This is a genomic window from Pseudofrankia inefficax, from assembly GCF_000166135.1.
Classification (GTDB): domain Bacteria; phylum Actinomycetota; class Actinomycetes; order Frankiales; family Frankiaceae; genus Pseudofrankia; species Pseudofrankia inefficax.
In genome coordinates this window covers 4,387,087-4,408,625 of record NC_014666.1, presented here as the reverse complement: position 1 = coordinate 4,408,625, position 21,539 = coordinate 4,387,087, and the positions used below count along the sequence as shown (strand labels likewise).

19 protein-coding genes are annotated in these 21,539 nt (G+C 72.1%); 9 read left to right on the top strand and 10 right to left on the bottom strand.

All coding sequences use genetic code 11. The features are described 5' to 3' along the window. The first annotated feature begins 117 nt into the window (after positions 1-117). Entirely contained in the window at positions 118-2,799 is a 2,682-nt protein-coding gene (locus tag FRAEUI1C_RS17815) for an ABC transporter permease subunit (RefSeq protein WP_013424715.1), read from the top strand. A gap of 82 nt (positions 2,800-2,881) precedes the next feature. Here the strand turns inward: FRAEUI1C_RS17815 and FRAEUI1C_RS17810 are convergent, their stop codons facing one another. Further along, the gene (locus FRAEUI1C_RS17810) at positions 2,882-3,586 is read right to left on the bottom strand and encodes a Clp protease N-terminal domain-containing protein (protein WP_049806935.1); all 705 of its coding nucleotides are present in this window, start codon (positions 3,584-3,586) and stop codon (positions 2,882-2,884) included. A 493-nt stretch (positions 3,587-4,079) separates the two neighbouring features. Between FRAEUI1C_RS17810 and FRAEUI1C_RS17805 the strand changes: the two genes are divergently transcribed. Beyond that, complete coding sequence (locus tag FRAEUI1C_RS17805; RefSeq protein WP_041259451.1) at positions 4,080-5,765, top strand: FAD-binding dehydrogenase; 1,686 nt, start codon at positions 4,080-4,082, stop codon at positions 5,763-5,765. A 12-nt stretch (positions 5,766-5,777) separates the two neighbouring features. On the opposite strand, the gene FRAEUI1C_RS38400 is transcribed toward FRAEUI1C_RS17805, so the two are convergent. The 3 genes from FRAEUI1C_RS38400 to FRAEUI1C_RS17790 all read right to left on the bottom strand — a co-directional run bounded on the left by FRAEUI1C_RS38400 (position 5,778) and on the right by FRAEUI1C_RS17790 (position 8,188). Next, complete coding sequence (locus tag FRAEUI1C_RS38400) at positions 5,778-7,271, bottom strand: toll/interleukin-1 receptor domain-containing protein (RefSeq protein WP_013424712.1); 1,494 nt, start codon at positions 7,269-7,271, stop codon at positions 5,778-5,780. 15 nt (positions 7,272-7,286) lie between these two features. Next, positions 7,287-7,568 (bottom strand): effector-associated domain EAD1-containing protein, encoded by a 282-nt coding sequence (locus FRAEUI1C_RS17795; RefSeq protein WP_013424711.1) that lies wholly within the window; start codon positions 7,566-7,568, stop codon positions 7,287-7,289. 176 nt (positions 7,569-7,744) lie between these two features. Next, the gene (locus FRAEUI1C_RS17790; RefSeq protein ID WP_083819587.1) at positions 7,745-8,188 is read right to left on the bottom strand and encodes a cupin domain-containing protein; all 444 of its coding nucleotides are present in this window, start codon (positions 8,186-8,188) and stop codon (positions 7,745-7,747) included. A 183-nt stretch (positions 8,189-8,371) separates the two neighbouring features. Here FRAEUI1C_RS17790 and FRAEUI1C_RS17785 point away from each other — a divergent pair, with 183 nt between their 5' ends. Then, the gene (locus FRAEUI1C_RS17785) at positions 8,372-9,166 is read left to right on the top strand and encodes a GNAT family N-acetyltransferase (protein WP_041259449.1); all 795 of its coding nucleotides are present in this window, start codon (positions 8,372-8,374) and stop codon (positions 9,164-9,166) included. A gap of 35 nt (positions 9,167-9,201) precedes the next feature. Here the strand turns inward: FRAEUI1C_RS17785 and FRAEUI1C_RS17780 are convergent, their stop codons facing one another. Continuing rightward, positions 9,202-9,732 (bottom strand): MarR family winged helix-turn-helix transcriptional regulator, encoded by a 531-nt coding sequence (locus tag FRAEUI1C_RS17780; protein ID WP_013424708.1) that lies wholly within the window; start codon positions 9,730-9,732, stop codon positions 9,202-9,204. Positions 9,733-9,750: 18 nt separating this feature from the next. Next, on the bottom strand, positions 9,751-11,004 hold the full coding sequence (locus FRAEUI1C_RS17775; RefSeq protein ID WP_013424707.1) for an amidohydrolase family protein: 1,254 nt from the start codon (positions 11,002-11,004) through the stop codon (positions 9,751-9,753). A 138-nt stretch (positions 11,005-11,142) separates the two neighbouring features. On the opposite strand from FRAEUI1C_RS17775, the gene FRAEUI1C_RS17770 reads away from it, so the two are divergent. The 3 genes from FRAEUI1C_RS17770 (at position 11,143) to FRAEUI1C_RS17760 (ending at position 14,492) form a co-directional block, all read left to right on the top strand. Continuing rightward, entirely contained in the window at positions 11,143-11,631 is a 489-nt protein-coding gene (locus FRAEUI1C_RS17770; protein ID WP_013424706.1) for a cupin domain-containing protein, read from the top strand. A 228-nt stretch (positions 11,632-11,859) separates the two neighbouring features. Beyond that, entirely contained in the window at positions 11,860-13,593 is a 1,734-nt protein-coding gene (locus tag FRAEUI1C_RS17765; RefSeq protein WP_013424705.1) for an AMP-binding protein, read from the top strand. Between the two features lie 77 nt (positions 13,594-13,670). Further along, positions 13,671-14,492 carry a DUF427 domain-containing protein gene (locus FRAEUI1C_RS17760; RefSeq protein ID WP_013424704.1) on the top strand — a complete coding sequence of 274 codons (822 nt, stop codon included), beginning with the start codon at positions 13,671-13,673 and terminating at the stop codon, positions 14,490-14,492. 13 nt (positions 14,493-14,505) lie between these two features. Here FRAEUI1C_RS17760 and FRAEUI1C_RS17755 read toward each other — a convergent pair whose 3' ends face one another. The 3 genes from FRAEUI1C_RS17755 to FRAEUI1C_RS17745 form a co-directional block, all read right to left on the bottom strand. Next, positions 14,506-14,982 carry a nuclear transport factor 2 family protein gene (locus tag FRAEUI1C_RS17755; RefSeq protein ID WP_013424703.1) on the bottom strand — a complete coding sequence of 159 codons (477 nt, stop codon included), beginning with the start codon at positions 14,980-14,982 and terminating at the stop codon, positions 14,506-14,508. Between the two features lie 73 nt (positions 14,983-15,055). Beyond that, positions 15,056-15,964, bottom strand: coding sequence for a Dyp-type peroxidase (locus tag FRAEUI1C_RS17750; RefSeq protein WP_013424702.1), 909 nt, complete (start codon positions 15,962-15,964; stop codon positions 15,056-15,058). Between the two features lie 312 nt (positions 15,965-16,276). Next, complete coding sequence (locus FRAEUI1C_RS17745) at positions 16,277-17,209, bottom strand: NADP-dependent oxidoreductase (RefSeq protein ID WP_013424701.1); 933 nt, start codon at positions 17,207-17,209, stop codon at positions 16,277-16,279. 554 nt (positions 17,210-17,763) lie between these two features. On the opposite strand from FRAEUI1C_RS17745, the gene FRAEUI1C_RS17740 reads away from it, so the two are divergent. The 3 genes from FRAEUI1C_RS17740 (at position 17,764) to metK (ending at position 20,849) form a co-directional block, all read left to right on the top strand. Next, a complete protein-coding gene (locus FRAEUI1C_RS17740) occupies positions 17,764-18,264 on the top strand; it encodes a pyridoxamine 5'-phosphate oxidase family protein (RefSeq protein WP_013424700.1) in 501 nt (166 codons plus the stop codon). A gap of 488 nt (positions 18,265-18,752) precedes the next feature. Beyond that, the gene (locus FRAEUI1C_RS17735) at positions 18,753-19,163 is read left to right on the top strand and encodes a nitroreductase/quinone reductase family protein (protein ID WP_013424699.1); all 411 of its coding nucleotides are present in this window, start codon (positions 18,753-18,755) and stop codon (positions 19,161-19,163) included. A 429-nt stretch (positions 19,164-19,592) separates the two neighbouring features. After that, complete coding sequence (metK, locus tag FRAEUI1C_RS17730; protein ID WP_013424698.1) at positions 19,593-20,849, top strand: methionine adenosyltransferase; 1,257 nt, start codon at positions 19,593-19,595, stop codon at positions 20,847-20,849. A gap of 73 nt (positions 20,850-20,922) precedes the next feature. On the opposite strand, the gene mce is transcribed toward metK, so the two are convergent. Beyond that, positions 20,923-21,348: a methylmalonyl-CoA epimerase gene (gene mce, locus FRAEUI1C_RS17725; RefSeq protein ID WP_013424697.1), complete on the bottom strand. Its 426-nt coding sequence runs from the start codon at positions 21,346-21,348 to the stop codon at positions 20,923-20,925. Positions 21,349-21,539 lie beyond the last annotated feature (191 nt).

Below are 21,539 nucleotides of genomic sequence, written 5' to 3'. Positions count from 1 at the left end.
ACCATGGTCGTCGGACCATGGTCGCGCCGTTTGCGAGTGAACGCTCACAAGCCTACACTCGGGCCGCAACGGTCCGCAATGGGAATCCGGCGCGGTCTGGAGATAAGAGGAGTGCGCATGGATCCGCGGACCATCCTGCAGTTCGCGCTGTTGGGACTCGGCGTCGGTGGCGTTTACGCGGTGAGCGCCGTCGGTATCGTGACAATCCACCGCGGCTCACGGACTATCAACTTCGCACAGGGCGGAATAGCCCTGTGGGGAGCGCTGGTCTTCTATTCCTTACGGGACAGCGCGCATCTGCCCGGCCCGGCGGCCGCCGTTCTGACGCTCATCGCCGCCGCCGTCTTCGGCGCGCTGGTCTACCTGCTCGTCATCCGCCCCATCCGCCACCGCACCCAGCTGTCCCGGATGGTCGCGACGCTCGGGCTGCTCGGCTTCCTGGTCGGCCTGGCGCACAGCGTCTTCCCGAACGCCGCCCGCGTCCCGGACAGCTCACTGCCCGCCACGCCGGTCCACCTGGCCGGGATCACGATCCCGGCGGAGCGGATCGTGATCTTCGCCCTCGCGGTCGTGGTCGTCGCGCTGCTCGCCGCCTGGTCGGCGTGGGCCCGGCTGCCGCTGATGACCAGGGCGATGGCCGAGCACGAGTCGGCCGCCCAGGCGCTCGGCGGGTCGCCGCACCTGCTCGGCAGCCTGAACTGGGCGCTGGGCTCGGCGCTCGCGGCGGCCGCCGGCATCCTGGTCGCCCCGATCGTCGGGCAGTTCGACACGGCGATGCTCACCGTCATGGCGTTCGCGCTCGCCGCCGCGCTCGTCGGCCGGTTCGACGGCTACCTGACCGCGCTGGCCGGTGGCCTCGGCCTCGGGGTCGGCGAGGGCGTCGTCACCCACCTGGTCGGGCAGTACGTTCCCCAGCAGTACCAGCTCGGCTGGCCGCAGACGGTGCCGTTCGTCGCGGTCATGCTGGTGCTGGTGTTCCGGCGCGACCGGGCCAGCAACCGGCTGCCGGCGGTACCGGCGGCCCCGGTCGCCGCCGGGCTGTTCCGCCCGCTGCCCGTCGCGGTCGCGCTGGCCGCGGCGGCGGTGGTGCTCGCGACGGGCAACGCGAGTTGGCGCGACGCGGCGACGACCTCGGCGATCGGCGCGATCCTCGTGCTGTCGCTCGTCGTGCTCGTCGGGTACGCCAACCAGATCAGCCTCGCCCAGCTGACGGTCGCCGGGCTCGGCGCCTACGCGGCCGTCCGCCTCGACATCGGCGTCCACCTGCCGTTCCTGCTGGCGCCGGTCGCGGGCGCGGCCGTCGGAGCCGTCGCCGGCCTGCTGGTCGGCCTGCCGGCACTGCGGGTCCGCGGCGTGAACCTGGCGATCCTGACGATGGGGATGGCGGTCGCCGTGTCCGGGGTGCTGTTCGAGAGCACCCACTACACCGGCGGCATCACCGGGATGCAGCCACGCCCGCCGAGGCTGTTCGGCCTGCCGGTGGACGCCGCCACCCACCCCGACCGCTACGGCTACTACTGCCTGTTCTGGCTGGTGCTCGCGGGCGCGGCGGTCGTCGCCGTCCGCCGCTCCGGGCTCGGCCGCCGCCTGCTGGTGGTCCGGACCAACGAGCGGGCCGCGGCGTCGGTCGGCATCAGCGTCGCGCGGGCGAAGCTGTCGGCCTTCGTGATCTCCGCGGCCCTCGCCGGCGCCGCCGGGGCGCTGCTGGCGATGCGCACCTCGTCCGTGACGTTCGAGCAGTTCGCGTTCATGGATTCGATCAACCTGGTCAGCCTCGCCGTGATCGCGGGCGTGACGTCGGTGACCGGCGGCCTGCTCGGTGGCGTGCTCGGGCTCGGGGGGCTGCTCTACCTGGCCATCTCCGACCTGCACATCGGCTTCGTCACCGACAACTACGCGACGATCTTCGGCGCGGGCCTGGTGCTGACCGTCCTGGTCCACGAGAACGGCGTCGCGTGGCGCCGGCGCTTCCAGCACGACCCGGCGCCGTTGCCCACCGGCACGGCCAGCTCGCGGCGCGGCGCCGCGCTCGTCGCGGACGAGGTGACCGTACGGTTCGGCGGGGTGACGGCCGTCGCCGCGGCGACCCTGACCGCGCCGCCCGGGATCGTGACGGGTCTGGTCGGCCCGAACGGCGCCGGCAAGACGACGCTGCTCGACGCGGTCGGCGGCTTCGCCCCGACCAGCCAGGGCCAGGTACGCCTCGGCGAGCACGCGCTGGCCGGGCGGGCGCCGGACGCCAGGGCCCGCGCCGGGCTCGGCCGGGTCTTCCAGGCCGGCGAGCTGTTCGAGGACCTGACCGTCGCGCAGAACCTGCGGGTCGCCGCGGAGAACGCGGGCCACACCGGCGGGCGGCTGACCGCGCCGGCGCGGGCGGCGCTGGAGCGGTTCGGGCTGACCGAGGACCTGGCCAGGCTGCCGGGTGAGCTGCCGATGGCCAAGCGCCGCCTGGTCGGGATCGCCCGGGCCCTGGCGGCCAACCCCGCCGCGGTGCTGCTGGACGAGCCGGGCGCCGGCCTGTCGATGACGGAGATCACCGCGCTGGCCGCGAGCCTGCGCGAGCTCGCCCACGACGACGGCCTCGCCGTGCTCGTCGTCGACCACGACATGGCACTGGTGATGTCCGCGTGCGACCGGATCGTCGTCCTGCACCAGGGCGGGGTCCTCGCCGACGGCACCCCCGAGGAGATCCGCGCCAGCTCCGCGGTCCGGGACGCCTACCTCGGCGCCGCGGACGAGATCGCGCAGCCGGCCGCCCCGCCCGAGGCAGAGGTCCCGGCGGCCACGCCTGGTCACTGAGTCGCACGCCTCGACCCTGGAGATCGCCGCCGGCCTTTCACGGCAGCTGTTCTTCGGGGCCCGGGCGCCGTAGCTTCTCGCGTCAGTCCGGCGGCTGTTCGGCGGGCGGCGGCGTGGGCGGCGCCTCGGCCGCCGCGATGTCCCGGAGCAGGCCGGCGCGGACCGCGAGGATCATCCGTTCCCGTTTGCGCAGCGTGATCGCCTGGGTGGCGTCTCCGTCGTCGAGCGCCGCGTCCTTCGCCGCGCGCACGGTCTCGAGCTGGCGAGCGAGATCCCGGGCCTGCCTGTTGGCCTGGTCGTAGGCGGCAAAGGGCGGCGGGCTCGTCGGCCCGGGCGGCGAGCCCGGGGGCGGCGCCGCGGCCAGCGCGGACCTGGCCCGCCGCCGCGCCTCCCGCGGGTCGATCGCGAGCCCGGCGAACAGGTCGGCGGCGGCGCCCTCCCCTTCATCCAGCAGTCCCAGCAGCAGATGCTCGGACCCGATGTAGCTGTGATCAAGCTTGAGGGCCGCGCGCAGCGAGCGCTCCAGGACCCGCTTCGCCCGCGGCGTGAACGGGATATGGCCGTGCGACGGGCCGTCGCCACGACCGACCAGCGCCACGACCGCGTCCCTGGCCGCGTCGAGGGTGACGCCGAAGGACTGCAGGGTCACCGCCGCGCCGCCCACGTCGTCGTGGAACAGGCCGAGCAACAGGTGCTCGGTGCCGATGCGGTCGTGGCCGAGCGCCTTGGACTCCTCCTGAGCGCAGATGATCGAGCGTCGGGCCTCGTCGGTGAACCTCTCGAACATCGCCTGCTCCCTGCCGAACGGTCCGCTATGACCCTTCTGAACGTGGATCGTCGAGCGCCGGGCCTCGTCAGACAAGGGATTGGCCGGTTTCGGGACCATCTCGCCCTCGCTACGCGCATCGAGATGGGTATCCGCGCCCAGGTGCGGAGGGGCGGACCATTCGAAGCGGAGTAGCCGAGTAGCCGAGGACCTGCGCGTGGGTCGCTGCTCCGCGCACCCCGTGGCCGCGGTTACCCTGCGCAATTGGCGATCATCGCGCTCTTGCGCCGGAAAGGTTGGCGATGATCGCCAGTTGGGTCCGGGAAATGGTCGTTCCCTGCCCCAGTTTGCCGAATTTATCCCTGCGCAGTTGACGATCAGCGCCGTCGCGCACCGCTGTCCCAGCTGTGCGGTTGACCCTGGTCCGTCGTGGGCGCAGGGTGGCCGGTACCGGTCGACGGGCGACGGCGGTGCGGTGGGGCGGTGGAGCCGCGACGGTGGCTCGGGCCCAGGGATGGGAGCGGATGTGGCGGACGGCGGTTACGACGCGGATGTGATCGTCGTAGGGGCGGGCCTGGCAGGGCTGGTGGCGACGGCGGAGCTCGCGGACGCGGGCCGTCGAGTGATCGTCGTCGAGCAGGAGAACGAGGCGAACCTGGGGGGACAGGCGTTCTGGTCATTGGGCGGGCTGTTCTTCGTCGACTCGCCGGAGCAGCGCCGCATGGGTGTTCGGGACTCGTTCGATCTCGCCTGGCAGGACTGGCTGGGAACGGCGGGGTTCGACCGGGAACGTGAGGACCACTGGCCGCGTCAGTGGGCGCGGGCCTATGTGGAGTGGGCCGCCGGGGAGAAGCGGGCCTGGCTGCACGCGATGGGGGTGCGCTGGTTCCCGGTCGTCGGATGGGCGGAACGCGGCGGCTGGGGCGCCGACGGGCCGGGGAACTCGGTACCGCGGTTCCACCTGACCTGGGGCACCGGACCCGGTGTGGTCGCGCCGTTCGCCCGGCGGGTGCGCGCCGCGGCCGAGGCCGGCCTGGTGACGTTCCGGTTCCGGCATCAGGTGGACGGGCTGGCGGTGACGGCCGGGCAGGTCGACGGCGTGCACGGCACCGTGCTGGAGACCACCGGCACCGCGCGCGGCCACGCGTCATCCCGCACCGGCGTCGGTGAGTTCTCCCTGCGGGCGCAGGCCGTGATCGTCACCTCGGGCGGGATCGGCGGCAACCAGGAACTGGTCAGGGCCAACTGGCCGCGGCGGCTCGGCGAGCCGCCGAAACACATGCTCACCGGGGTCCCGGCCCACGTCGACGGCCGGATGCTCGCGATCAGCGAGACCGCCGGCGCGAGCGTCGTGAACCGCGACCGGATGTGGCACTACACGGAGGGCATCACCAACTGGGACCCGATCTGGCCGGGCCACGGCATCCGCATCCTGCCCGGGCCGTCGTCGCTCTGGTTCGACGCGACCGGCGCGTTGCTTCCGCCGCCGCTGTTCCCCGGTTTCGACACGCTCGGCACGCTCGCCCACATCCAGCGCACCGGCTACGACTACACCTGGTTCATCCTGACGCAGAAGATCATCGAGAAGGAGTTCGCGCTCTCCGGCTCCGAGCAGAACCCGGACCTGACCGGGAAGGACATCCGCCTGCTGCTGCGGCGCCGTTTCGGTGAGGGCGCTCCGGGCCCGGTCGAGGCGTTCAAGAAGCACGGCGTCGACTTCGTCGTCCGCGACGACCTGCGCTCCCTCGTCGACGGGATGAACGCGCTCACGCCGACGCCGCTGCTGCGTCATGAGGACGTCGAACGCCAGGTCCTGGCCCGCGACCGGGAAATGGCCAACCCGTACACGAAGGACCTGCAGATCGCCGCCCTGCGCGGCGCCCGGCGCTACCGGGGAGACAAGCTCATCCGCGTCGCGACGCCACACAGAATGCTCGACCCCAAGGCCGGCCCGCTGATCGCCGTGAAGCTGCACCTGCTGACCCGCAAGACCCTCGGCGGCCTGGAGACGAATCTCGACAGCCAGGTCATGCGCCCGAACGGGCGGGACGCCATGCCAGGTCTGTATGCCGCGGGCGAGGTCGCGGGTTTCGGCGGCGGGGGCGTCCACGGCTACCGCGCGCTGGAAGGCACCTTCCTAGGCGGCTGCCTCTTCTCCGGCCGCGCCGCCGGCCGGGCGGCCGCGGCGGCGGTCAGCTGACCGGGCCGGATCTTAGCGGCGTCCGGGGAACGGCGGCTGTTCCGTGGGGCGCCCGTTGCCGGTGACCGAGCGGCGGATCTGCTCCTTGAGGTGCTTTTTCGCCTCCGCTTCATCGAGACCGACCAGATCGATGTAGCGAATACCGCGTAGCAGGCCCGCCGGCTCACACCACGCGACCCGGACCGGGATCAGTGTGCGTTCGAGGCCATTCGGATCTTCCATCCACGCGTGTTGCCAGGCCGCCCGTACCTCGGATGAAGCGAGGTAGCCCGGCGACAGAACGGCGATCGTCCGATCGAAGGACCTCACCGCGACGTCCAGCGCTTCGACCGTCTTGTCCCCCCCGTGCAGATCCCAGGAGTCCAGCCGGACGGTGTAGCCCTCCCCTTTCAGGTACCAGGCAATCCAGCCACCCCAGCCGTCATCGTCCGGGGCAGCCGAGATGAGGAAGTCCCCTCGTTTGTCGTTGTTCGCCTTCCGCGCGATCTGAGGCTCGGGTGCGGGCCGCCTCGACTTCACCGCCGGTTCCGCGGCCGGGCCTCCTGCGCCATGACCTGGCGAGGCTCCGGGCTGGCCGGCGGCCTGATTGTCGCTGCCAGACCTGACTCCACTGATCCCGCGCTCAGGGATGGACAACCAGGCAGTGGAGCGGAACTCCTTTTCGACGACCTCCACCCTGCGGTACACGCGCGGGTCGATCCCGTCGAAGCCCTGCTTGATCACCGACTGATACAGCTCGTCGGACGCGATGAGCACGAGGTCGATCTCGGGGTCCTGCCTCAGCGCCGCACGCAGCTGGTCCGCGTCCAGAAGGCGGGCGCATTCCACAATGGGCGTCCCTGCCCAGCCGGTTCGGTCAGGGATGACATATCCCTGATGGAGCGCGAGGCGCAGCCGGATCCGTCCCTTGCCGTCCTGCCCGTGGTTGTGGAACCGGAGGGCCGCACGAAGCCGGTTCACGAAGTCCTGGACGACTCGCTCCACCGGAACCGCCGAAGACGAGACCACGCCCAGGAATCCGTCCCCCCGGTCCTGGTCCTGAAGCGGTCCCTCCGCGATCCCAGCGTCGCGCAGAGCCTTCCGGAAGATCTTCTCCAGACCGTCCCGCAGCACGCGTTGGGAAACCGTGTCGCGGGAGCCGTAACTCTCGGCGTCGAGCCCTATTATGAAGCCGAACGCGGACAGTCCGGACGGCGTGTCAGAGTCGAAACGGCCGCCGGTTCTCCACGACTGCCCGACCTGGCCGTCCGTCGCCGGCCCGAACAAGGGGTTGACCGGGTAGTCTGCGCGCGCACATTCCAGAATGCGGTCCCGCAGGCCGACGTCCCCGCTGTCCGAGAGATATTCGTTCACCGCCTGCCAGTACGCCGCCGCGTCGGAGACATGCGCGATCTGCGGCTGCCTGGTCGGATCCATGCGCGCGCGATTGAGCAGCTGCGGCGCCCGCACCAGGTCTCGGTAGACCCGTGCGAGCTCGCGAAGCTGCTCGGGAGGAAGGGTGCTCATCGGTCCGGCGTCCCGTTACCGACCGGACGCCGCGTCCGCGACGCCCCGGACGAACACCGAGTTCGCCGGGTAGTCGGAGCGTGCGAGGTTGAGAATGCGGCCCCGCAGGTCAGGGTCGCGGGAATCTCCGATGTAGTTGTTCACAGCCTGCCAGTACATGGCCGAGCTGTAGGCGCCCGAGATCACCGGCTGCCGCGAAGAGTCGAGACCAGCCCGCTGGAGCAGCTGGGACACGCTGAACGGCTGGTAGTAGACCCGCGCCAGCTCAGCCAGCTCACGGTCACTCAGAAGGTTCACTCGCCACGCCCCCGTGTGCCAGCTGTCAGCGGCACAATGTCCACCGCGCGCCGTCTCCGGCACCCCGTCACCTCGCCCGGACTTCTGTGCGCCCGGCCGACACCGGAGATCCTACTCGGCGGGCGGAGCGACTCACCGCTGACAAAGCGCCGGCATTCCCGGCGTGTCCGCCGCCGTCAGCCGGCCGTTTCGGCCAGGTCCAATGTGTGCCCGGTGGTGGCGTCGACGTGGTCGGGGATCGGGTCATGACGGTCGCCGACGGTGGGCGTTCCGGTGGGTTCGAACATGAGGATCGAGGCTCCGCCCGGCGACGACGGGCGGTGTTCGACGCCGCGCGGGACGACGAAGACGGCGCCCTTCGGCAGGACGACGGTCCGCTCCTCCGCGCCGCCGTCAGCCCCGGCGGCCTGCGCGCCGCGCAGCGCGATGTGCAGCTCCCCCTCGACGACCAGGAAGAACTCGTCGGTGTCGTCGTGAACGTGCCAGATGTGCTCGCCGGCGACCTTCGCGACGCGCACGTCGTAGTCGTTCACCCGGGTCACGATGCGCGGGCTCCACAGCTGCTCGAAGCTCCCGAGTGCCTTCGCCAGCTCCACCGGACGGCCCTGTTCGATGCTCACCGTTTCATCATCGCGCCGCCCCGCCGGCCGCGGGTCGCCGTTGGAAGAACGGGGCCGCGCCCGGGCCGCTCCGCGCCCGAGACCTGGACACGCTCCGTGCTCGTCCCGGCGCCGCCGAACCAGTCGGCTCCGGCGCGGCAAACAATTTCGGGCCGTGCCGTCCGTTGTGCGACGCTCGTGCGCGTGTGTGCGGAGAAGTTGCTGGACGTGTACGACGCGCAGGTACGGGGGTCGTTCCCGAACCGTCTGCCGGCCGGGTGGCTCGGCGAGCGGGACGGCCCGCTGACCCGGTGTCTGACCATCAACGGCGGCTTCGCCATGCTCACCGAGGGTGCCGAGAGCCTCGGCGCCGGCGCGCTGGAGTCGCTGGTCGACCGGACCTTCGCCTACTACGCCGTGCGCGGCCTGGGTTTCGAGTGGAAGACGTTCGACCACGACCGGGCGGACCTGCGCCCGATGCTGACCGCCCGCGGCGCGGTCGCCGAGGCTCATGAGGCGCTCGTCCTCGGCGAGTCGGCGGCCCTCGCGGGAACCCCGGTCCTGCCGGCGGGGCTCACGATGCGCCAGGTCTCGGACCGCGCCGACCTGGAACGCGTCGCGGCGCTGGCCAGCGCGGTCTGGGACGACGACTGGTCGTGGCTCGCCGACGACCTGGAGAACCGGCTGCGCGGCGCCACCGAGCCCGTCGAGATCTTCGTCGTCGAGGACGGCGCCCAGATGGTGAGCACCGCCTGGCTGGTCCCGCTGTCCGGCACCCGGGTCGCGGGGCTGTGGGGCGGCAGCACGCTGGCGGCCTACCGCCGGCGTGGCCTCTACCGGGCCCTCGTCGCGCACCGCGCCGCCCGGGCCGTCGCGCTGGGCTACCCGCTGCTGCAGGTCGACGCCTCCGACGACAGCCGCCCGATCCTGCGCCGCCTCGGCCTGCACGTCGTCGGCGGCACCGTCCCGTACGTCAGGGCCCCGGCCGGGACGGACTGACCGCGGCGCGAACCTCCACCAGGCGCCCGGGCCGGCTACCGGGCCGCGGCGGGCGTGACCGCGTCGAGAACGGTGTCGAGGGCGCCGTTGAGCTCGGCCCGCAGCGGCTCCGGGAGGTCGAGCGCGGACTCCCAGGCGTGCAGCCGGTCGTTGACCTCGCGGCTGAGCGCGTCGCCGGCGGCGGTCAGCTCGACGGTGATCCGGCGGCGGTCGGACGGGTCGGGGGCCCGGCGGACCAGGCCGGCGGTGGCGAGGCGGTCGAGCGTCAGGGTCATGCCGCCGCTGGTGCGCCCGAGCACCCGGCACAGCCGGCTCGGCGCGCCCCGGCCGCCCGGCGAACGGCGGATCGCGCCGAGCACCAGGTAGTCCGCGACCGTCAGGCCATAGGGCTCGACCAGGCCGTCGAGCGCCGCGGAGACGAGCATGTTGAGCCGGACCAGCCGGGCGAGCAGGCCGGCGTGCCCGGTCAGGCCGACCTCGTCGACCCAGCCGGGCTCGCTGACCGTCGCCCCGGCGGCGCGCGCCGGCGCGCGCTCACCGCGGGTCATGGCCCGCCCGTTCGACATTCTCGGGACTCTACGGATTCACTCCTTGATGCCGAAACGCTCCAGGCCGAAGGCGCGGATGGCGTTGCCGCGGACGAACTTGTAGACCTCCGGGGCGGTCATGTCCGCGCCCGCGCACAGCCGGTGGGCGACGGCCAGCGAGTTCGGCCAGGTGCCGTCGGTGTGCGGGTAGTCGGTCTCGAAGACGATCTGGTCGAGGCCGACCTCGGCGCGGGACAGCAGGCCGTGCTGGTCGTCGAACAGGCAGCCGTAGACGCGCCCCTTCACGTAGCTGCTCGGCGGGTTCGGCAGCCGGGCGCCGCCGCCGACGTCGCCCTTCCAGACCAGGTCCATCCGCTCCAGCAGGTACGGCATCCAGCCGACCTGGCTCTCGGCGTAGACGATGGTCAGCCCGGGGAACCGGTCCAGCGTTCCGGAGAAGATCCAGTCACAGAGCGAGCCCTCGGCGTTCTGCGACGACAGCGACATGCTGACAGCCAGCGGCGCGTCCGGCGACGTCGAGGGCAGCGTCGAGGACGAGCCGATGTGCATCGTGACGACCGTGCCGGTCTCCTCGCAGGCCTGGAAGAGCACGTCCCAGGCGCCGGAGTGGATCGAGGCGAAGCCGAGCTTGCTCGGGTTCTCCGAGAACGACACCGCGTACGAGCCCTTGGCCGCGCACCGGCGCACCTCGGCGGCGGCGAGCGCGGGGTCCCACAGCGGGATGAGGGTGAGCGGGATCAGCCGGCCCCGGCCGGGGCCGCCGGCCCACTCGTCGATCATCCAGTCGTTGTAGATCTGGATGCAGGCGAGCGCGACCTCCTTGTCCGGCCGCTCGGAGAAGCCCTGGCCGCAGAACCGGGGGAACGTGTTCGGGAAGTTGATCGCCGCCTCGACGTGGTTGGTGTCCATGTCGAGCAGCCGGGCGTCCCGGTCGTAGGTGCCGGGGCGGAAGTCCTCGTAGACGGCCGGCAGGTTCTTCACCTCGGCCGGCGGGACGCCGGCGGAGGCGTGCAGCAGGCCGGTCGGGTAGACGAGGTCGTCGTAGAGCCACAGGTCGCACCAGCGGCCGTCGGGGGCGCCGCGTTCGAAGCCGTAGTGGCCGCCGGAGAAGTGCAGCGTCAGCCGGTCGCGGACGACCTTGGGGCCGCGGTCGCGCATCGACGCGGGCAGCTCGCGCTGCCATAACTCGCGTGGCTCCAGGATGTGGTCGTCCACCGAAATGATCTTCGGGAAGTCCTGCGGCGCCGGGGTGACGGTCCCGGGCGCGGTGCTGTCGTCGGTCACGGTCATCGGGCGGCCCCCTAGGTCCCGGGCGCGGACGCCCTGATCAGAGCTGGATTGCCGATCGCTTTCCGGAAAGCTACTTTTCACCAAGCTACCCGGCGGCCCTCCCGCTGTCAGCGGGTCGCGGACAGGAGGTACGGCGCCATGGCGGAGCTGAAGATCGTGTCGGTGGGAGAGGTCCCGTGGCACGAGGTGAAGGCGCAGGCTCATCCGGGCGGGCGGCGCGTGTCGGTGTGGGAGAAGTTCCTCGAGTGGTCACCGGAACGGATGGTCATCTACGCGCGCTACGACCCGGGCATGGTCGTCGAGCGGCACGGCCACGCCTCCGACCACTTCGTCTTCGTGCTCGCCGGTGAGGTGCTCGTCGGTGACCGGCCGTGCCCCGCGGGCACGCATCTCACGCTGGAGCACGGCGCCGAGTTCGGCCCGCTGGTCGCGGGCCCCGAGGGCGCGACCCTCTACGAGGTGATGACCGGGGATCCCCGCGCGGTCCCGGCCGACCCGGAGGGTTTCGCCGGCCTTCTCGCCTCCCGGGGCATCGAGCCGCTGCCCAATCCCCCGGTCCCCTGGCCCGACTGGCTAGCCCCCCGCACCGACCACCAGGCCGGCCTGCGCGAGGCGGACGGCGGCTAGGCGTGGCCGGGCCTTGATCTCCGTTCTGGCCCTCGGGTGGTCGCGATCAGGGCCAGTTCACGACCACAGGAGGGCCAAAACCGCGATCACCAGCCCCAATGGGCCGTCGGAGCGGCCGCCGAGATCCATCCACACGCCGTTCCCGGGACGGGTAGCGTCTGGCGCGCGTATCGGACGACCAACCACAGCCACGGGCACGGCGGGTCACAGCGCCGAGGAGGCACGGTCATGAGCGAGGGCTCGGCGAACCCGGCGACGGACGCGTACCGGCAGGCCCGCGACCAGCTGCTCTCGATGGGCCGCGACTACCAACAGGCGGTCGACACCTTCCGCTGGCCGGATCTGGGCGGCACCTTCAATTGGGCCGTCGACTGGTTCGACGCGGTGGCCCGGGAGCGGCCCGACTCACCGGCGCTGGTCGTCGTCGAGGAGGACGGCCGGCGCGCGTCGCTGACCTACGCCGAGCTGAGCCACCGGTCGAGCCAGGTGGCGCGTTGGCTGTCCCAGGCCGGCGTCGGTCGGGGCGACCGGGTGATGCTGATGCTCGGCAACCAGGTCGAGCTCTGGGAGTCGATGCTCGCGATCATGAAGCTGGGCGCGGTGATCATGCCGACGACGACCGCGCTCGGCCCGGCCGACCTCGCCGAGCGCCTCGCCCGCACCGACGCCCGCCACGTGATCGTCGACGCGTCCAGCCAGGCGAAGTTCGACCAGCTGCCGGCCGGGCTGACGCGGATCGCCGTGCGTGGGGAGGCCGTCCCGGAGCCCGGCTGGCTGCGCTACGAGGACGCCTACGCGATCGAGGCGCCCTACGTCGCCCATCCTGGTACCGCTCCGGGCGACACCCTGCTGCTCTACTTCACCTCGGGGACGACCAGCCGGCCGAAGCTGGTCGAGCACACCCAGGTCTCCTATCCGGTCGGCCATCTCACGACGATGTACTGGATCGGGCTGCGGCCCGGGGACGTCCACCTCAACATCAGCTCGCCGGGGTGGGCGAAGCACGCCTGGAGCTCCTTCTTCGCGCCATGGAGCGCCGAGGCGACGATCTTCGTCTACAACTACACGCGGTTCGACGCGGCGGCGCTGCTCGGCCAGCTGCGTGCCGAGGCCGTCTCCACGTTCTGCGCCCCGCCGACCGTGTGGCGGATGCTGATCCAGGCCGACCTGTCCGCGGGCCGGCCATCCGGGCTGCGCGAGCTGCTCGGCGCGGGTGAGCCGCTGAACCCCGAGGTCATCGAGCAGGTCCGGTCCGCCTGGGGGCTGACGATCCGCGACGGCTTCGGCCAGACCGAGATGACGCTGGCCGTAGGCAACACCCCCGGCTGTGCGGTGAAGCCCGGTTCGATGGGCCGTCCGTCGCCTGGCTACCCGGTGGTGCTCGTCGACCCGCTCACCGGGGCCGTGAACGGTGCCGAAGGCGAGATCTGCCTCGATCTGCGGTCCGGCGGCCGGCCGCTGCCGTTGATGACGGGCTACACCGACGACCCGGCCCGCGACGCCGAAGCCAACGCCGGCGGCTTCTTCCACACCGGCGACGTCGCCAGCCGCGACGAGGACGGCTACATCACCTTCATCGGCCGCACCGACGACGTGTTCAAGGCCTCCGACTACAAGATCAGCCCGTTTGAGCTGGAAAGCGTGCTCATCGAGCATCCGGCGGTCGCCGAGGCGGCGGTCGTTCCCGCTCCGGACCCGGTGCGGCTCGCGGTGCCGAAGGCCTACGTCACCCTGAGCGCCGGCCACCTGCCGGACCGGGACACCGCGCTGTCGATCCTGCGGTACGCCCGCGAGCATCTGGCCCCGTTCCAGCGGGTCCGCCGCCTGGAGTTCGCGGAGCTGCCCAAGACGATCTCCGGGAAGATCCGCCGGGTCGACCTGCGGGAACAGGAGAACGCCCGCGTCGACGGGGCGAGCACTGCCGAATGGCGCGACGACCAGTTCCCCGAGCTGAAGGGCTGAACCCGCGCCGGCCGGGAACGACGCGGGCCGCCTGGCGGTTGCGCCTGGGAGCGGACGAGGGAAGAGATGAGGCACTCATGACGACCACGACCGGCCCGACCACCACTACCACCACGACCCCGGCGACCAACGACAGGGCCGGTCTGCCGGAGGTGGGCACCGCGAAGCCGTCGGCGGCGAACGCCCGCGGCCGGGTGCACGCCGAGCAGGCGCACAAGCGGGTGCGGGCGTTGCTCGCCGGTCATGTCGTCGTCGACACGATCCGGCCGGTCCTGGTCTGGGAAGGGCCGCACTACCCCGTGTACTACGTGCCCGCCGAGGATGTCCGGGCCGCGCTGGAGCCGAACGGGAAGACCGTGCGCTCGCCGAGCCGGGGCGACGCCGCCCGCCATGACGTGGTGATCGGCGGCCACCGGGCCGAGGACGCGGCCGGCACCTATCCCGACTCGCCGGTCCCCGAGTTCCAGGGCCTGGTCCGGCTCGACTGGGACGCGATGGACACCTGGCTGGAGGAGGACGAGATCGTCTACGGGCACGCGCGCAACCCGTACCACCGGGTCGACGTGATGGCCAGCTCGCGGCACGTGACCGTCGAGATCGGCGGGGTGACGGTCGCCGACTCGGTCCGGCCCGTGGTCCTGTTCGAGACCGGCCTGCGGCCCCGGTACTACCTGCCGCTGACCGACGTGAAGACCGAGCTGCTGCGCCCGTCGGACTCGGCGACCCACTGCCCCTACAAGGGCACCGCCGGCTACTTCTCGGTCGAGGTCGACGGCAGGGTCCACGAGGACGTCGTCTGGATCTACCGGACCCCGCTGCCCGAGAGCATCAAGGTGGCCGGCCTGGTCTGCTTCTACGACGAGAAGGTCGACGTCTACGTCGACGGCGCCCACACCTGAGCCGGCCGGAGCGTCAGTCCCGCCGCTGGAAGGGCGAGCCGGGAATCATCGCGTCGGTCCGGACGACGCGATGCGCGAACAGCCACCGTCCCTCGGCGGGCACCAGGACGTCCCGGTAGCGGCCCCAGTGGTCGAGCCCGGCGGCGGTCAGGACCGCGAAGTAGGCGGACGTCCGGATCCGCTCCGGGGTGACCTCGTCGAACCGCAGGTTGGTCACGAAGTGCCGGACGAACGACGGCCGGCGCGCGCCCGCGTCGTCGTTCCCGTCGACCGAGCCGGCGGCGGCCACCGGCTCGGTCGCGCGGACGCCCGACAGCGTCCGCACGATCTCCGCCCGGCCGTGCGCGGCCCAGTCGCCCTTCGACTCCAGCACGCCGTCGACGGTGAAGCAGGCCGCCAGCTCGTCCAGCAGGAACCGGTCGCCGCTGTGGTTGTACGCGGCGACCGTGTCCCGCACCTGCTCCCGAGCGATCAGCTCCCATTGCTCCATGGCTGGTCAGCCTAGGACCACGGTGTCTCCCCAGTCGCGCCGCTCACGCGCGGCCGACGCCCGTGAGCAGCGGTCAGTCGGCGTCCTCGGGCGCGAAGCCGGCGAGAGCGGCGACCGGCGGGATGAAGTAGTACGCGCCGCTGACCGGGGTCGTGTACCGGGTCAGCGCGTCGCGCAGGCCGTCCTCGGTGGCGCCGGCCATGCGCCGCAGCATCAGGTCGAGGATGCGCTGCTGGGCGGCGAAGCCGACGAACATCGTGCCGTGGTCGGTCGCCGTGCCGTAGGCGACGTTACGTCGGAAGATCTTCAGCTCGGCGCCGTCCTCCTCGACCACGTTGCGGGAGACGTGCGACGTCGCCGGCTGGGCGTCCTCGGTCAGCTCGACGCTGTCGGCCTTGGTCCGGCCGATGACCTTCTCCTGCTCGGCGACGGGCAGCGCCTCCCAGGCGTCGGTGGAGTGGGTCCACCGCTGGAAGAGCAGGACGCTTCCGCCGGCACCGGGCCCCTCGGCGACGATCGCGACGCCCGGGGCGTCCAGCAGCGACGGGTTCTCGGTGCCGTCGACGAAGCCGGTCAGGTCGCGGTTGTGCGCGTAGACCCAGCCGCCGGTCTCGGTGGCGACCGTCGCGACGTCGGCGACCGCGGCGAGCACCTCGCGGGAGTTCGTGTAGACGGTGGTCCGGTCGCTGCCGGCGATCCACAGCCAGGCGTCGTGCTGGGTGGCCGGCATCTGGAAGCCGTCGGCGCCGACGATCGGCGCGCGGAAGCCGGTGACACCGGCCGGCAGCCCGTCGGCGACGACCTCGACCCACAGCTCGGGCCGGAAACCGACGACGAGGTTGACCCCGCCGCCGGTCGACAGCGGGCCGGCGAGACCGGCGGCCGCCTTCACGAGGTCGACGGCGGACGCGCCGTCGACGAGGTCCAGTTCCAGGTAGCTGTGCTCCGGCGCGCCGAGCCCGAAGATCCCCGCTTGCGTCACGTACCCATCCGCTCCCTCCGCGGGCGGCCTCGTGGCCGCCCGCGTTCCGACACGACTGATTCGGGGCCGTCGACGGCCGCGCGCGCTGACGCCCGGCGCGGGGGCACCCGGCGCCGACGCTACACAGCGGGGACCGACGCTCGCCGGGGGCATGGTGATCGTCACGACGGGCCGGCCGGAACGTCCGCTCACCGGCCGACGTGATCCAGGCGGACAGGGACCAGTAGGCAGGCGTCTGATGCCGGGTGGGCACGGACAAGCCCCGCGCCCGGCGGGCGGCGGGGCCTCAGCCGGACGCGGACCGTATTTCGATCACGACGGCTCTTCGTTTTCCGCGACCCTGATGATCGGCTTGCCGGGAGCGCGGCCGTCGGGCGCGAACGCGGAGGGCGTTTCCGGGAGCGTTCGCACGGCCCCGACGATCGGCTTGAGGCGTCCGTCCCGAAGCCGCTGGGCCAGGTCCGCGAGCCGGACCCGATCGGGTTCGACGACGAAGAAGACCGCCCGCCCGCCCCTGGGTAGGACCTTGGGTGGCGCGGCGATGGTGACGAGCGTGCCACCAGCGCGCACCAGGGCGGCCGAGCGCTCGAGAACCTCGCCGCCGATCACGTCGAACACTACGTCGACCTTGCCGGCATCCTCCAGCCGATCGGACTGCAGGTCCAGGAACTCATCCGCGCCCAGAGCGAGTGCGGTGTCCCTGGCGGAGGCCCGCCCCGTGCCGATCACCCGGGCCCCGACCTCACGCGCGAGCTGCACCGCGATCGAACCGACGGCTCCCGCGGCGCCGTGGATCAGAACGGTCTGGCCTGTCGCGAGGCGGCCGTGGTCGAACAGGCCCTGCCAGGCGGTCAGCCCGGAGATCGGCAGCGCGGCGGCCACGACATGGTCGACGTCCGCCGGAAGCGGGACGAGGTTGCGGGCCTCCACCGCCGTGTACTCGGCCAGCGAGCCGTCGCGGGCCCAGTCGGTCGGTCCGAAGACCCGCTGGCCGACGGTCAGACCGGTGGTTCCGTAACCCAGCGCCGCGACGACACCCGACAGATCATGCCCGGGCACGCTCGGCGTCCGATCGCGGCCGGCGCGATCCGTCCACGTTCCGGGCCAGTCAAGCTCTCCGGGGGTGAACCCCGCGGCGTGCACCCGCACGACGACGTCGTTCTCGGCGGCATGGGGGTACGGCAGCTCCGTCAGGGAGAGCCCACCGACGCCGGCAGCGCGGTCTCGAACGGTGACAGCTTGCATGGCAGTCCTCTCAGCAGCTCAGGCCACGGATCATCGGGCCGGATCGCGGTGCGGAGCTCGCCACGGGCCCGAATCCCTCGAATGCCCGCCCCTCCACCTGATCGTGGGTGAGAATCATCCGGGCCAGGGCCTCGTTGCTCTGGAGAGGTCGAACCATCGGCGAGGCCGACCAGCCCTGGGTCGAAGCGGGCGCCCATCAGTCTGTAGATGGTCAGACGCCGCGCCCGGCCGGGCAACCCGGCGCAGAACCAGCGTCAGGCCGGTGACCGGCGCCTCCGCACCGCCCGCGGCAACGACGTCGGCGTCGCCCCCGGCGGATCATCTCCATACCGTCCGCGATCGCCGCCGTCAGCCCTCCGGAGATCCAGGACTCGACCTGGGCGGATCAGCGCTCCGACCAGCGCAGACGCTGGCAGCAGCCTCGAGCGGGCTCATCAGGAGGCCTCGCGGTCGCGCTCGATCGCGGCGACACGAGATCAGCTGGATATCGACCGAAAGTCGCCTCGGCACGGGATGATGGTCCCGAGCCGACATCCCGCTGGGGAGGGGCGATCATGGGTACACAGTTGGAACCGATCGCGAGCAGGCCGTACATGCCGGGCTACGGGACGCTGCCGGCCGACGAGGGCGGCGGTCTGCTGCCGTGGAGCTGGGCGGTCGAACGGCTGGCCGCGTCGCACGACTACTGGCTGGCGACGGTCCGGCCGGACGGGCGCCCGCATGTCATGCCGGTCTGGGGCGTCTGGCTCGGTGACGCCCTCTGGTTCAGCTCCGGCGAGGAGTCCCGCAAGGCCCGCAACCTCTCGATCCGCCCCTTCGCGACGCTGACCACCGACAACGCGGCCGAACCGGTCGTCGTCGAGGGCCGCACCGACCGGATCCGCGCGGCCACCACGATCGGCCACTTCACGGCCGCGGTGAACACGAAATACCGGACCGACTATCCGGTCTCCTTCTTCGCCGCGAACGTCACCTTCCGGCTGCGTCCCAGCACCGCCTTCGCGCTGACCGACTCCAACTTCACCGGCTCCCCCACCCGCTGGGCCTTCGCATAGCCGGGAGGCCCAGCGGACACGGACTCGCCGGACGCTGTGCCTGAGCGCCCCGACCGCCCGCGAGAACCGGTGTCGCCCCGACAACGCCCGCCCGGTCCCAGACTTCCCATGAGTGCGGTTTGAATCCCGCCCGCGGACCCCATCAGGTATGAGTGGTCCCTGATTCAGGCCACGTCAGCGATCAGGCGGCAGGTAAAGGCACCTTTTCACCAGACCGGCTGACAGCCACACGAGTTGCCACTTTCGGCGCCGGACCGGCTGTCCGGCCAGCGCCGGGCAGCAGACACCGGGCACCCGCCTCCATGCCCGGTTCTCCCTACGGGACTCAGATCTCAGGCCGTTCGCCGGAGCGCGCGCAGGTGCGGCGTGGGACGGATCAGGTCGCTGGCGGCGTTACCGTCCACGACGACCGAACCGCGCGGGCGGGCTCGCGCCCGCGGCGCGGGGCGTCTGGACCTGCTGGCATCCCGACAACGAGGAGCGTTCCGATGAGCTGGAACGAGACCGTCATCGCCGAGTTCCGCGCGAACCACGGCGAGGTGACGACCGGCGGCTTCGGCCGCAGCCTGGTGCTGCTGCACACCGTCGGCGCCAAGAGCGGTGCGGAACGGGTGACCCCGGTGCTCGGCCGCCGTTCCGGCGACGACTGGGTCGTGGCCGCGTCGTTCGCCGGAGCGCCCTCGCACCCGTCCTGGTACCACAACCTGGTCGCGCACCCGGACACCACGATCGAGACCGCCGAGCAGGGAACGGTCGCGGTGACCGCCAGCGAGCTCACCGGGGCCGACTACGACCGCGAATGGGCCGGCTTCGTCGGCCAGTCGCAGACCTTCGCCGACTACCAGAAGAAGGCCGGCGACCGCAGGATCCCGCTGGTCCGCCTGCGCCCGCGCGGCTGACCCGGCGGCGGCGCCGACCACGACCGCCCAGCGCCGGGTCCGGCGAGGTCGGCCCGCTGGCTTGATCGTCGTTTCGGCCCTCGCTGGTCACAAAACCGCCGCGGCTACAGCCACGCGAGGGCGAGAACAGCGATCTTGCTGGTTTCGGGGACGGGGCGCCTTGTCAGAGGAGGCACCGGCGCCACCCCGCCGGGATTCGGTGCGGCGGGCGGCGGAGGGCATTCGGCCGCGGTCGGACATTCCGGTGTGACAACCCGGGATACAGGGCCGCCAGGGTATTTCTCGCCGCTTACGCATGGGTGAGTGGAACGCCCGGCGCGGGGAGGACGCACCCGGGGCCGGGCCGTCACTAATGCCGGGCGACGCGGCCGGTGGGGGCGACGATGGGCGACTGTCAGCGCTGCCTCACCGCCCGAAGGAAGGATTGTTATGTCCAGGCGCCTATTCACGTCGGAATCCGTTACCGAGGGCCATCCCGACAAAGCGGCCGACCAGGTCAGCGACGCCCTGCTGGACGCGTATCTGGCCGCGGACCGGCGGTCGCGGGTGGCGGTCGAGACGCTCGTCGCGAACGGGAAGGTGCACGTCGCCGGCGAGGTGACGAGCGACGCCGACGTGGACGTCGTCGGTACCGTCCGGCGCACGCTCGCCGGCATCGGGTACGACGCCGCGACCGGCTTCGACGCGGCGAAGGTCGAGGTGCTGGTGTCCATCGGCCAGCAGTCGCCGGACATCGCCCAGGGCGTCGACAACGCCTACGAGGCCCGGACCGGTCTGGGGGCGTCGGCCCAGGGCGGCGCGCGCGGGCACGCGGGCCGGGACGACGAGCTCTCCCGCCAGGGCGCCGGCGACCAGGGAATCATGTTCGGCTACGCGAGCGACGAGACTCCCGCGCTGATGCCGCTGCCGATCATGCTGGCACACCGGCTGGCGGGCCGGCTCGCCGCCGTCCGGCACGACCGGTCCCTGCCGTACCTGCGCCCGGACGGCAAGACCCAGGTGACGATCGAGTACGACGGCGACCGGCCGGCGCGGCTGGACACCGTCGTCGTCTCGGCGCACCACGAGCCGGGCCTCGACCTCGACGGACGGCTCGCCCCGGACATCCGGACCCACGTCGTCGAGCCGGAGCTCAAGCGTCTCGCCGAGGAGCTCGGCAGCCGGGCCGGCCTGGAGGTCGACGGCTACCGGCTGCTGGTGAACCCGACCGGCCGCTTCGAGCTCGGCGGCCCCGGGGCCGACGCGGGCCTCACCGGCCGCAAGATCATCATCGACACCTACGGCGGGTACGCGCGTCACGGCGGCGGGGCGTTCTCGGGCAAGGACCCGTCGAAGGTCGACCGGTCGGCGGCCTACGCGCTGCGCTGGGTGGCCCGCAACGTGGTGGCCGCCGGCCTCGCCCGCCGGGTGGAGCTGCAGGTCGCGTACGCGATCGGCAAGGCCGAGCCGGTCGGCCTGTTCGTCGAGACGTTCGGGACCGAGCAGGTCTCCCCCGCGCTCATCGAACGCGCCGTCACCGAGGTGTTCGACCTGCGCCCCGCCGCGATCATCCGCGACCTGGACCTGCTGCGCCCGATCTACCAGCAGACCGCCGCCTACGGCCACTTCGGCCGCCCGCTGCCGGACTTCACCTGGGAGCGGTCCGACCGCGCCGCCGCGCTGCGCGCCGCGACCGCCAGCAACTAGCCCACCGCTGGGAGCCGCCGGCCCGGGGGATGCGACCTCGCCCGGACCGGCGGCCGTCGGTGGCCGCGGTGAGCTAGTGGCGGCCCGCGGCTTCGACTAGTTCGGTGAGGACACCGCCGAGGCCCTTCGGGTGGATGAAGGCGATGCGGCTGTCCGAGGTGCCGTGCACGGGGGTCTTGTTCACCAGGTCGAACCCGCTGACGGTGAGCGAGGCCAGCGCCGCGTCGATGTCATGGACGCCGTAGGCGATGTGGTGGATGCCCGGGCCACGCTTGGCCAGGAACTTGCCCACCGGGGTGTCCTCCCGGATCGGCTCGAGCAGCTGCACGTAGGAGCCGCCCGTATCGCCGTCGTGGACGAGCAGCATCGCCTCGCGCACGCCCTGGCGGTCGTTGGTCTCCTGGTGCACGCACTTCAGGTTGAAGGCCTGCTCGTAGATCGGGATGGTGTCCTCGAGAGAGGCCACCGCGATCCCGACGTGATCGATCCTCGTCAGCACGCCGGTAGCGTCTCCCGGCGCCGTCGGCGCAGTCCACCGTTGCCGGCGTGACACGCGCGACTACCGCGCCGTCCGCACACTTTCCGCTCGGCTTCGCCGCGCTATTCCGGACGACGCCACGTGCGGCCCGTTCGGACAGCTCCTGTCGGCAATCAGATGTCGCGACCGTGGGCGGATCCAGACGCGACCGG